Origin of the sequence: Pyrobaculum calidifontis JCM 11548, assembly GCF_000015805.1 — an archaeon.
GTDB lineage: Archaea > Thermoproteota > Thermoprotei > Thermoproteales > Thermoproteaceae > Pyrobaculum > Pyrobaculum calidifontis.
On sequence record NC_009073.1, the window covers coordinates 1,105,097 to 1,114,754 of the forward strand.

The following is a 9,658-nucleotide window of genomic DNA, read 5'->3' on the forward strand; positions in this document are numbered from 1 at the left end:
AGCGCCGTTCTTCGTGGTGTCCATTGTTAGGCCTTGTGCTTAATGCGTCCGGAGTACTCGTAGCGGGAGTAGCCGGGGGGTAGCTCACGCAAGGCCTCTTCGGCTAATTTGAGGGCCTTGTCTAATACTTCTAGCCTTGCCACTAGGTCATACTCCTCCCACCCCACTGGTATAAAGTCGAGGTTGTACATCTCGGCGGCGTATCTTACGCCGAGGCCCACGTCTGCCCTGCCCTGGGCCACCGCGGCGGCCACCGCCGTGTGCGTCTTCACCTCGTGGGTGTAGCCCCTTATCCTCTTCACCAGTTCCTCGAAGGGCTGGCCGAGCCTCTCGGCCGCTTGCCTAAGGTAGAGGTCGAGGAGGGCCCTCGTCCCCGTCCCCCTCGGCCTATTGACAATGACTACGTCTGGCCTCAAGAGGTCTTCCACGGAGGTGACCCCCTTGGGGTTGCCCCTTTGCACAATTAGGCCCTGCTCTCTCTTGTATAGACCCACCACCGCGACCCCCCTAATGCCCAGCTTTTCCACAAAGGGGACGTTGTAGGCCCCCGTGTCGGGGTCTAGCATGTGGACTCCGGCGATGTCGGCCTCTCCGCGCTTCACCGCCATGAGGCCGCCCATGGACCCCACATACACGGCTTTCACATTCCACTTGGCCATGACTAAGTCTAAGTGCGGGTCGTGGCTACCTATGAAGTAGAGCTCGGCCGGCCTATACCGCTCGAAGAGGTGCACCTCCACCTCCTCCCCCTCTGTCATGAACTCAACGGTCTCGGGGACTACGAAGTAGCCGTCTGCTCTGGCGAGGACGGAGATGGCCCCCGACTCGGCGTACAGTGGATATGCCACATATCCCCCACCCCTCGCAATGAGCACGGCCGAGTAGAGGGCTCGCCTCCCCTTGGCCCCCTCCACAGACACGGCAAGCCTCGCCTTGTACACGGCGGGGGGCTCCGGCTCTCTGCACTGTAACTTCAGCAGGAAGGGCCTGACCACCGTGTGGAAGATCATGAGCGCGGAGGACGGGTACCCCGGCAGCCCCACCACGACCTTGCCCCCCACCACCGCGGCGAGGGTGGGCTTGCCCGGCTTGACCATTACGCCGTGGAAGAGGACGTCCCCCAACTCGCCCAACACTCTGTAGGTCAAGTCCGCCACGCCCGCCGAGGTGCCTCCGCTGATTAACACCACGTCGGCCTTAGAGAGGGCGGCCTCTATGGCCCCCCTGTACTCCTCAGCCACGTCTCGCACGACGCCGAAGAGCAGTGGGACGCCCCCCGCCTCGGCCACAGCGGCGGCGAGAGAGTAGCTGTTCACGTCGTACAGCTTCCCCGGGCCGAGGGGCTCCCCCGGCGACACGAGCTCGTCCCCCGTGGAGATGATGGCCACAACCGGCCTCTTCACCACGGCCACCTTCCTCATGCCGACGGCGGCGAGGACGCCGACCTCCCTAGCGGTGAGCCTAGTGCACCGCCTCAGCACCACCTCGCCCGCAGAGATGTCGGAGCCCGCCGTCATCACGTTCTCCCCCGGCGCCACGGGGCGGAACACTCTCACCACGCCGCCCCTCTCCTGGGTGTACTCCACCATGACCACCGCGTTGGCGCCCCTGGGAAGGGGGGCTCCCGTGGCCACTTCATAAGCCTCGCCAGGCCCCACCTCGCCCCGCGGCCACCCTCCCGCCTCCACTCTCCCCACGACCCTCAGTTCCACTGGCGTAAGCTCTGAGGCGCCGTAGGTGGACTCGGCCACTACCGCGTATCCGTCCACTGTGGAGCGGTCAAACGGCGGGACGTCCACAGGCGACACCACGTCTTTGGCCAACACCCGGCCGTAGGCCTCCTCAAGCGGGACCTCCTCCTCCCCAAGCGGCGCCGCGAACTTTGTCAAAGCCTCAACCGCCTGCTCCAGGGTGACTAAGTCGTGGAATATTACCCGCTTCACGCCCTCACGACGCCGCCCAGCTCCCTCTCGAGGAGCGCCGCCACGCTCTCCTCGACGTAGCTCTTCACCTTTTCCCAAATCTCCGGTGGCAGCTTCTCAAGGGCGACGCCCTTGCAGTCCACATAGGCCAGCTTCACGAAGACCGCGAATTCACCCTCCTTAAACTTCGTTTTTACAAAGCCGAAGAGCCAGTCGTCTCCCACGCGGATCTTAAACTGGGCTATTGAGCGGCGGAGGGACCCCAGCCTGCCCAAGGCCTTCCGCCTGGCCGCCTTCTCTGCAGCCTGTTCATCTACACACTGCATGTGGCATGGGGCGGGGAAGTTTAAATATTTGTGGGAGCGAAGTGGCGTGGTGAAAGCTCCCGTGTCTGACTTGTGACGACTTCACGTACCGGCTGACGTGGGGAAAAGCTTTTAAGCGGATTCATAAACGCCGAACATGATACCGGTGTTTGACCCAGTGGCCCTCGGCTTATACATGCTGGGCTACCTGTTCATGTTCGTAATAGCCGCCACAGTGGCGCCCAGGGTGGCCGGCGCAGTGTCTGGGCGCCTCACCTTGTACGGCGCCATGGCGCTCACCGGCGTAATGATCGTTCTCACAACAGCCTTCGTCATCTACCTCTTCGTACTAGTGGCGGCGCCGACCTTGGCCACCGTCTCCTTCTTAGTGGGCCTAATAGCGTTCGTGGTGCTGATGAACTTGCTCACCTACGTCGCCTCGCCGTATATCATAAATGCCTCCTACGGCGCCAGGCCCGACCCCAGGCTTCAGCAGATAGTGGACGAGGTGGCGGCGAGGCTCGGCGCCCCATTTAAGCTAAAGGCCGTGGTGGTAGACGGGCCTCCCAACGCCTTTGCCTACGGCAACTTCTTGACTGGCCGCTATGTGGCAGTTACCAGCGGCATGCTCTCCCTCGTCGATAGGAGGGAGCTAGAGGCCGTCATTGGCCACGAGATTGGCCACCACCTCCACAGAGACAACGCCATAATGCTCCTATTCGGCGTACTGCCCTCCGTGGTTTACTACCTCGGCGTCACGGCGGTCCACATGGGTCTCGGCAGCGGTAACAGCAGAGGTGGCAACGCCGCGCTCCTCGCCGTGGGCGTAGTCGCCGTCTTGGCGTCCTTCCTGATACAGCTCTTGGTGCTGGCCTTCAGCCGCCTCCGCGAGTACTACGCAGACACCGCGGGGGCCAAGGCCGCTGGGAAAGAGGCCATGCAGTTCGCCCTGGCGAAGATACACAAGTTCTACTTCATGGCCCCCGAGGCGAGGCAGGCGGTGTCGGAGAGCAAATTCCGCGCCCTATTCATATACGCGCTGGTCAACGCGGTGGCCAACCCATTTGTGACCATTACGAGGGCAGAGGTGGAGCAGATAAAGAGGGCCAACTACTCAGCGCTACAGGAGGTGTTCTCAACGCACCCGCCGATACCTAAGCGGCTTAGATTCCTAGACCAGCTACCCCTCTAAACAGACCTTTTTCCTACAGAACTACAACCCTCTTAAAGAGGTCCGCCTTGTCTACTCTCACTCCCCCGAACCTCGACTCCATTATGTACACTCTGCCCCCCACCTCCGCGCCTGAGAGGTCGAGCCTGTCCCCCACCACCTCTACGATGAAGATGTCGCCTTCTACAACTGCGTTTGACAGATCGACGACTCCGCCCGCCCTGTATACTGTGAGCGAATAGGCCCTGGCCCCCGCTGCGGCAACGCCGCCCTTGGCCCTCTCTACGACGAGCTCCCCCGCCACGCTGGCCCCCCTGGCGCTTAGGGAGGAGGCCCAGCCCACGTATACGTGGCCCCCAGCGCGCACTCCGTCCAAGTTCACGCCCCCCAGCACGTCGACCACCACGGCGCTTTCCACTCTGGCGCCGGCCATCTCCACGCCGCCGACCACTCCGTCCACGTAGACATGGCGAAACTTGGCCCCCTTCATGTTCACGACCCCCCTCACGCTGTATATGTACACGTCCACCCCCCTCGCCCCCTCCAGCTCCACGTCCCCCACCACGGTCTCTACCACAAGGGGCCCGTGGATGTGTGTCTCCCTGAGCCTCGGCGCAATCCCCGAGGCCTCGCCCCCCGGCAGGTGGCACCTCTCGCAGCTGGGTGTGAAGACCAGCTTGGCTCTGCACTTGGGGTCTCTCACGCACTGGGGGTCGTGGTACTCGCAGAAGCCGGACTCCCTAGCCGGCCGCCCGCAGAAGCAGTACACGGGTAGAGATAAAACCCGCTATTTAAGCAAAGGTGTGCACTACCTAATGTCCATAAAGCCAAAGTTCGGCTGGGCCATCCTCCACGGGGAGAAGAGGTACGAGCTTAGGAGGCTCGTTGGGAGACTCATAGAGCCCGGCGACGTGGTCTACCTATACTTAACCAAGCCGGTCGGCGCAGTCCAAGGCCTCTTTGAGGCCGGAGTTGTCTTCCTAACGCCGGTGAAAAACCTCGCCGCCCTCCTCGCAGAGCTGGGAGACACAGGCGTAGGCGAGGAGGACTTGAAATACGTCGAGGGGGCCCGATACGCCATGCTCATCGAGGTGAAGAACCCGCGGCAGTGCGCCAAGCCAGTCCCGCCAGCCGAGGCAGGGCTAAGGCCCCCGCCCAGCTACATGAGGATAGGGAAGAGGGAAGCAGAGGCCCTTGCAGAGCTGTGCGAGGGCGCTAGGCCCTGGGCTGAAGTTTAGGCGGCTACGCATATAAACGGTGTTGAAAGTCTCATGTGTGGGGAGGAGACCCGGGCTGACGTGTGAAGAGGGTGTCCTGCACCGACGTCTTGGGCTGATGAGCCGCCAGTGGGCGAGATAAGTGAGCGTCTCACCCTTTGCTGACCGCCTTATAGCGATGATGTAAACTTGTGGCCCCCTCAGCGAGTGGGTGAGCGGGGGTTGGGGGTGCTGAGCTCCTTTAGCAACTTTCTCAGCGCTATGTGTTTGTCGAAGTTTCCCGACCGGATCCACACGCCGCAGTTTGGCTTAAAGGGTGCTATCACATACGCGCCGGTCTCACACGCTGCTTCCTCTACTGCGGTGTAGTACGGCTTAGAGAGGACGAGGACTAGGGTGGACGCCTCTGCCAGCTTTCTAAGCTTCTCCAACACGCCGCGCTCCGCGGCCCACCTCTTCAGCTCTTCTCTAGGTCTCCCGGACAGCGTCTCGTCGTATGGCTCCACCACGTCGTACTCTCCCAGCAGGCCGTATTTGGCTGAGATTATGTACAGAGCCACGGGGGCGCCCCAGGCCCTGGCCTCGTCCACGGCCTTGACCACCCGCGCCACAGAGGGCCCGAGGTACAGCTCCCGGGCGGGGGCCGGCCTGCCCAGCTTCTTCGCCGTGCAGTTCGCCACGACGGAGATCATGCGAAAGGTCTTTAATGGGGGGATTTATACGTGCATGGATTGGATCGCCGGGCTTGTCCTAGGCGTGGTGCAGGGGGTAGCCGAGTGGTTGCCCATCAGTAGCAAGACCCAGGTGATGTTCGCCTCCATGTGGCTACTCGGCCTAGACCCCGGCGTCGCATACTCGCTGGGGCTCTTCCTAGAGGCCGCGTCGGTGCTAGCCGCGTTGATATACTTCCGGCACATCTACGCAACAGCGCTTAGGGGCTTTCTGGGCCATCCAGAGGGAAGGCGCTGGCTGGCCTACTTCGTCATGACCACCGCTGTGACGGGGGCCGTGGGAGTCCCGCTGTACGTGGCGGTTAGAAAGTCCATGCCCGCGGGGGCCGCCGGGTGGCTCATGGCCGCGCTGGGGGTTGCCGTCATGTTAAACGCCTTTCTCCTATCAAGGGCGAAGAGGGCCGCCGGGCTGAAGGACTTTCGGGAGATTACTCTTAGAGACATGGCCCTAGTCGGCCTCGCCCAGGCAATCGCCGTCCTCCCCGGGGTGAGCAGATCTGGCGCAACCACTACCACGCTACTCCTCCTCGGCTACAAGCCGGAAGAGGCGTTCAAGGCCTCCTTCGCCCTAGTCCCCATAGCCGGGTTAGGCGCAGCGGTGCTCTCATACGCCGCCGAGGGAGGCGCAGTGGCCACTGCCACTGCGGCGCTGGCCATGGCGGTGGGCGTGGCGGTTAGCCTAGCCACGATAGAGGCCTTACTCAGATTTGCAAAAAGCGGGAGAGCCGCGCTGGTAAACGCCGTGGTGGGGCTCATCGCCGTGGCAGGCGGCTTAGCCGCGTTAATTAGACCAGTCTAAAAAACTGCATGAACAATTAAACCCTTGCGACGCCGAGATTTTAGACTGGGCAAAGTTTTTATCTAGAAGTCGGCTCTTCTTCAATGGGTTGGAACGTCTTGGGGCCCGCCACCGTCGTCTCCGTGGCGTATGTAGATCCGGGGAACTTTGGGGCCAACATAGAGGCTGGGATGAGGTTTGGCCTTTCCCTGCTCTGGGTGGTGTGGCTCAGCGGCGCGTTGAGCGTGGTGGTGCAGTACGCCGCGGGCATGGTGGGGGTCAGGAAGGGGGCTGGTATCTTCGACCTAGTGGGGAGGAGGTGGGTCGCGGCGCCGGTGGGGGTGGCCGTGGTCTTGGCCACGGACATGGCCGAGTACATGGGGGTGGTCCTGGGGTTGCACTTCCTATTCGGCCTGCCCTACGAGGCCGCCGCCGTGGTGGGCTTTGCCGATGTGGCTCTGCTCGCCGCGCTCGCCGACAGGAGGAGCCTCTTCGTGAAAGTGATAGGCGCGATGGTGGCGGCCATAGCCGTGAGCTTCCTCGTAGAGCTCTACTTGGTCAAGCCCGACTGGGCCGCCGTCCTGCGGTACTCGGTGACTCCAACGCTCAGCGGCGAGGAGGCGCTGGTGGCCGCCGCCATCGTCGGCGCGACCATCATGCCGCACGCAGTTGTGCTCCACAGCCACTTGGCGGTGGGCCAGAGGCGGGAGGAACACCTGCGGCAGACCGTGGTCAACCTGCTCGGGGTCGCGGCCATAAACGCCTCAATCCTAATCTCCAGCGCGTACATGCTACACGGCGCCGAGGCCGACGTGGCCGACGTGCCCAAGTTGCTCGAGCCGCTCTACGGCCCCCTATCCGCCTACCTCTTCTCCCTAGCCATGTTGCTCTCCGGGCTCTCCTCCTCCGCCGTGTCTGTGGAGTTCGGCCTAATCACCGCCCGCCTCCTCCTGGGGAGGCCCGTGTCGGCTTGGAAGGCCAGGCTGGCGGCCAGGGCCGTAAACGTGGCGCCGGCGGTGCTCGCCCTCACGGCACTCGGCATGACCCCCCTATCCGTACTTGTATACACCCAGTTCGTCCTCGCCGCGGCGCTGCCAGCGGTGTTGGCCATGCTCTGGGCCTGCTCCAAGGGCGCAGTCGGCGGAGCCGTCAGGGCCGTGGTAGGCGCCACTGCCCTCTACGCCGCGGCTCTAACCGCGTTAACTATTTTAGCTGGCGTACGGGTTGGGCCGTGAAGGGCCACGAGTACCTCAGGTACAGGCCCGAGCACTACCTAGAGGCCATACACCAGCTGGGGCCCCAGGCCACTCTCACCAACGTCTCCAAGGCGCTGGGGGTCAAGCCCAGCACGGCCAGGAAGATGTTGCTGGCACTGGAGAGGCAGGGCCTCGTCAAGTACCAAGGCCGTGGGGGCATCGCCCTCACCGAGGAGGGGCTTCGGCGCATAAGAGAGCTGGACGAGGTGCACAGGGCGCTGGCAGAGTTCTTCAAGGCCATAGGAGTGGAGGAGGACCTCGCCGAGGCCGAGGCGGAGAAGCTTGAACACGTGATAGACCGCAGAGTGGTGGAGAAGATGGCCAAGGCCGCGGCTCTGCTAAAGGCGCTTAGGGAATTCGCCTGCCCCCCTGCCCAGCGCCCTTAGGAGAGCCGCCACCTTCCCCAACTCCTTTACCCCAGGCGCAGACTCTACGCCGCTGGCCACGTCCACCATGTAGGGCCTAAGCCCCGCCACGAGGTGGGCGTTCTCGGGGGTAACCCCGCCTGCCACTGCCACTTTGCCCATGTGCACAACCCGCCTAAGCTCGGAGAGGAGTACCTTGAGCCCACCCTCGTAGCGCGGCGCAGCCCCCTTCTCCCCGTCCACGAGGACGTACTCGTGGGGCAGGGCCAAAAGCCTGGCCACCGCCTCGGCCAAGTCGACGCCCGGCCTGTACACAGCCACGGGGGCAAGTCGCACCCCCCGCGAAGCCGCGTAGTCGACGTCCGCCGCGGTGAGGCCGCCGTGGTGCTGCACCACCGGGATCTCAAACTCCGCCGCCAAGTCCACCGCCTCCCTGGGAGACAGACTCGCCGTGACGAGCACAGGCGTACTCTTATACACGGCGCCCCTAAGCGCCCCAAGCGCCTCCCGCCGCACCGACCGCGGACTAGTAGGCTCCACGATAAACCCCACGTACTCTACCAAGCCGTCCAACGCCTCCGCATCCTCCACCCTGGCAACACCGCAGATCTTCACCAAAACCACAAAACGCAAAAAGACGCCATTTAAATACCTCCAAAGGAGGCGGGACTAAGCCGTTGGCCCGCCTTGTTGCTTCTGGCGGGAGTACGCCCACTCGTATACCGCCTCCTCTCCCCGCGAGGCGGCCATGTACAACAGTATCAACATTACGAGGCCTAGCAGGCCGGGGTCCACCGGCGAGAGTAGGCCAGACAACAGCGCCACCACCCCCACCGCCTTGAATAAGTCAACGCCAGAGTCTTCGGCTAGCTTGAGGAATACCCGCATGTAGAACCCACCGACAAGGACGCCCACGGGCCACGCGAGCCACCTCAGCGGAGATAGATCCGGCGGCCTGCTCCCCGCCTCGGCCAGAGATACGACCCACCACGCCAGCGCGGGCGCCGCCACTGCGGCCGCCACAGCCCCGCCCAGCGTCAGCCAAGCCGCATAGCGGTACAGCCTCTCGTCGTAGAACTCGCTGAGGCCCAAAAACCCCTTAAACTCGAAGTACGCAGGCACGATGAAGAGCACGACGAAAAGAGACAGCGCGACGGCAAACGGCGTGACGCTTTGCGACAAGGCGGCAATAGAAAGGCCAACAAAGATGGCGAGAATCCCAACTACAGCAACGACAAAGCCGTATACAACTCCCCTCTTTATGTACTCAAACGCCTCCGCCGCCTTTCCCACGTCCTCGCCCATGGGGCATGGATTTCGAAAAAATATAAATCTGCAAAGGGGAGAGGTCGTAAAGAGGAGGGAGGCCCTAATCTCAAAGGAGCTGTTAAAGCTTGTAGCAGAGGGGAAGGTCAAGGTAACGAATAGGCAGATTAGGATAGGCAAGTGGAGGTTGGTAGAAAAACAATGGCGGTCCGAGGTCGTTAGGCACGGGGAGTTCCATTACGCTTGTCGTATTAGTAAATGGGGGCGCAGAAAGCCGACGATAGTGTTAGGCGTAGAAGGGGCTAGAGAGCTCGACCTCTACCTCCCGCGCCCCACTCGGAGATTTATGAGGCGGTTGAGGTCTCTCAAGTTCGATACGTGTATGTAGTTCCAGACGCCGTTGAAATAGAACTACTGGGCGACGAAGGTGAGACGTTAGGCAAAGTCGTAGCCGACGTGGCCGTCGAAGAGGGGATAACAGAGCCGTTGATAACAGATGCCACAATAGATGCGCTTGGGATACAAGTGGTGAGCTTCGGCAAGGGGCTTTGGAGACACGTAAATGACCCTGAGGGAAAGGTAAGAAGCTCGGCCGCATAGTTCCGCAAAGGCCCCGTTTGGCGTAGTGCAAATAAAGGGTGCATTGA

At 62.4% G+C, this 9,658-nt stretch carries 13 protein-coding genes; 7 read left to right on the forward strand and 6 right to left on the reverse strand.

Going from position 1 to position 9,658, the window contains the following annotated elements; genetic code table 11:
- Positions 1-26 precede the first annotated feature (26 nt).
- Positions 27-1,943 (reverse strand): molybdopterin biosynthesis protein, encoded by a 1,917-nt coding sequence (locus PCAL_RS06305; RefSeq protein ID WP_011849873.1) that lies wholly within the window; start codon positions 1,941-1,943, stop codon positions 27-29.
- Positions 1,940-2,248, reverse strand: a complete 309-nt coding sequence (locus PCAL_RS06310; RefSeq protein WP_011849874.1) for a hypothetical protein — start codon at positions 2,246-2,248, stop codon at positions 1,940-1,942. The genes PCAL_RS06305 and PCAL_RS06310 overlap by 4 nt, the downstream gene beginning before the upstream one ends.
- Before the next feature lie 136 nt (positions 2,249-2,384).
- On the opposite strand from PCAL_RS06310, the gene PCAL_RS06315 reads away from it, so the two are divergent.
- Positions 2,385-3,419 (forward strand): zinc metalloprotease HtpX, encoded by a 1,035-nt coding sequence (locus PCAL_RS06315; protein WP_011849875.1) that lies wholly within the window; start codon positions 2,385-2,387, stop codon positions 3,417-3,419.
- A gap of 13 nt (positions 3,420-3,432) precedes the next feature.
- Here PCAL_RS06315 and PCAL_RS06320 read toward each other — a convergent pair whose 3' ends face one another.
- A complete protein-coding gene (locus PCAL_RS06320) occupies positions 3,433-4,167 on the reverse strand; it encodes a hypothetical protein (RefSeq protein WP_011849876.1) in 735 nt (244 codons plus the stop codon).
- A gap of 46 nt (positions 4,168-4,213) precedes the next feature.
- Between PCAL_RS06320 and PCAL_RS06325 the strand changes: the two genes are divergently transcribed.
- Positions 4,214-4,636 (forward strand): hypothetical protein, encoded by a 423-nt coding sequence (locus PCAL_RS06325; protein WP_011849877.1) that lies wholly within the window; start codon positions 4,214-4,216, stop codon positions 4,634-4,636.
- 179 nt (positions 4,637-4,815) lie between these two features.
- On the opposite strand, the gene PCAL_RS06330 is transcribed toward PCAL_RS06325, so the two are convergent.
- Positions 4,816-5,307, reverse strand: a complete 492-nt coding sequence (locus tag PCAL_RS06330; protein ID WP_011849878.1) for a DUF6884 domain-containing protein — start codon at positions 5,305-5,307, stop codon at positions 4,816-4,818.
- Between the two features lie 34 nt (positions 5,308-5,341).
- Here PCAL_RS06330 and PCAL_RS06335 point away from each other — a divergent pair, with 34 nt between their 5' ends.
- The 3 genes from PCAL_RS06335 to PCAL_RS06345 all read left to right on the forward strand — a co-directional run bounded on the left by PCAL_RS06335 (position 5,342) and on the right by PCAL_RS06345 (position 7,766).
- Positions 5,342-6,145 (forward strand): undecaprenyl-diphosphate phosphatase, encoded by an 804-nt coding sequence (locus tag PCAL_RS06335; RefSeq protein WP_011849879.1) that lies wholly within the window; start codon positions 5,342-5,344, stop codon positions 6,143-6,145.
- Positions 6,146-6,228: 83 nt separating this feature from the next.
- Entirely contained in the window at positions 6,229-7,359 is a 1,131-nt protein-coding gene (locus PCAL_RS06340) for an Nramp family divalent metal transporter (RefSeq protein ID WP_011849880.1), read from the forward strand.
- Positions 7,356-7,766, forward strand: coding sequence for a metal-dependent transcriptional regulator (locus PCAL_RS06345; protein WP_011849881.1), 411 nt, complete (start codon positions 7,356-7,358; stop codon positions 7,764-7,766). The genes PCAL_RS06340 and PCAL_RS06345 overlap by 4 nt, the downstream gene beginning before the upstream one ends.
- On the opposite strand, the gene PCAL_RS06350 is transcribed toward PCAL_RS06345, so the two are convergent.
- Positions 7,719-8,369: a phosphoribosylanthranilate isomerase gene (locus PCAL_RS06350; RefSeq protein WP_193322557.1), complete on the reverse strand. Its 651-nt coding sequence runs from the start codon at positions 8,367-8,369 to the stop codon at positions 7,719-7,721. The genes PCAL_RS06345 and PCAL_RS06350 overlap by 48 nt on opposite strands.
- 45 nt (positions 8,370-8,414) lie before the next feature.
- Positions 8,415-9,050, reverse strand: coding sequence for a hypothetical protein (locus tag PCAL_RS06355; protein WP_011849883.1), 636 nt, complete (start codon positions 9,048-9,050; stop codon positions 8,415-8,417).
- Here PCAL_RS06355 and PCAL_RS06360 point away from each other — a divergent pair.
- Together PCAL_RS06360 and PCAL_RS06365 are read left to right on the forward strand one after the other, a co-directional pair.
- A complete protein-coding gene (locus PCAL_RS06360; RefSeq protein ID WP_193322558.1) occupies positions 9,049-9,399 on the forward strand; it encodes a hypothetical protein in 351 nt (116 codons plus the stop codon). The genes PCAL_RS06355 and PCAL_RS06360 overlap by 2 nt on opposite strands.
- On the forward strand, positions 9,390-9,611 hold the full coding sequence (locus PCAL_RS06365; protein ID WP_011849884.1) for a hypothetical protein: 222 nt from the start codon (positions 9,390-9,392) through the stop codon (positions 9,609-9,611). The genes PCAL_RS06360 and PCAL_RS06365 overlap by 10 nt, the downstream gene beginning before the upstream one ends.
- The last annotated feature ends 47 nt before the right edge of the window (positions 9,612-9,658 follow it).

What these genes read in the sequence shown, in the direction of transcription:
- PCAL_RS06340 (WP_011849880.1), top strand. Translation starts at nt 6,229, where the DNA reads ATGGGTTGGAACGTCTTGGGGCCCGCCACCGTCGTCTCCGTGGCGTAT.
- PCAL_RS06335 (WP_011849879.1), top strand. Translation starts at nt 5,342, where the DNA reads ATGGATTGGATCGCCGGGCTTGTCCTAGGCGTGGTGCAGGGGGTAGCC.
- PCAL_RS06355 (WP_011849883.1), bottom strand. Translation starts at nt 9,050, where the DNA reads ATGGGCGAGGACGTGGGAAAGGCGGCGGAGGCGTTTGAGTACATAAAG.
- PCAL_RS06330 (WP_011849878.1), bottom strand. Translation starts at nt 5,307, where the DNA reads ATGATCTCCGTCGTGGCGAACTGCACGGCGAAGAAGCTGGGCAGGCCG.
- PCAL_RS06310 (WP_011849874.1), bottom strand. Translation starts at nt 2,248, where the DNA reads ATGCAGTGTGTAGATGAACAGGCTGCAGAGAAGGCGGCCAGGCGGAAG.
- PCAL_RS06325 (WP_011849877.1), top strand. Translation starts at nt 4,214, where the DNA reads ATGTCCATAAAGCCAAAGTTCGGCTGGGCCATCCTCCACGGGGAGAAG.
- PCAL_RS06315 (WP_011849875.1), top strand. Translation starts at nt 2,385, where the DNA reads ATGATACCGGTGTTTGACCCAGTGGCCCTCGGCTTATACATGCTGGGC.
- PCAL_RS06360 (WP_193322558.1), top strand. Translation starts at nt 9,049, where the DNA reads ATGGGGCATGGATTTCGAAAAAATATAAATCTGCAAAGGGGAGAGGTC.